General features: G+C 36.5%; 1 protein-coding gene. It reads right to left on the reverse strand.

The window, feature by feature from the left end; all coding sequences use genetic code 11:
* On the reverse strand, positions 1-561 hold a 561-nt coding region (locus ACS8FC_RS19815; RefSeq protein ID WP_439298045.1), incomplete at both ends, for a glycosyltransferase family 4 protein.

Below are 561 nucleotides of genomic sequence, written 5' to 3' on the forward strand. Positions count from 1 at the left end.
TGTGCTAGCTTGTAGCTTTCATCACCCATCTCTTTAATTTGTTCAGGATGTTCTATAAAGTAAATCATTTTCTCTGCCAAAGCTTTTGGGTTCCATTTTTCTACTAAAAACCCATTTACTCCATCAATAACCGTCTCACGGCAACCAGGTACATCAGTAGTGATAATAGGTCTTCCAATTGCCATCGCTTCCTGAGTGCTGCGAGGCACCCCTTCACGATAAGATGGCAATACAAATACATGATGACTGGCAATCCAGTCTTTTACGTTATTAACATGACCAGGGTAATTTACGATTTTCAATGCAATCAACTTATCTAGCTCTGATTTTTTCAATGCCCCCATGTTAGAAGTATCTATCTCTCCCAAAATAGTGAAACATGCTTCAGGATATGCTTTTTTTACTATTTTGATCGCTGAAATAAAATCATGGACACCTTTCTCTTTCAATAACCGACCAATAAATAAAAACTTAATAGATTCTTTAATATCTACTGTAGGCTGATATTTATATTGGCTTAGACTTAAACCGATACCACCTAGCACATTTACCTGTTTCACT

The sequence above is a fragment of the Psychrobacter sp. 1Y4 genome, assembly GCF_051847555.1.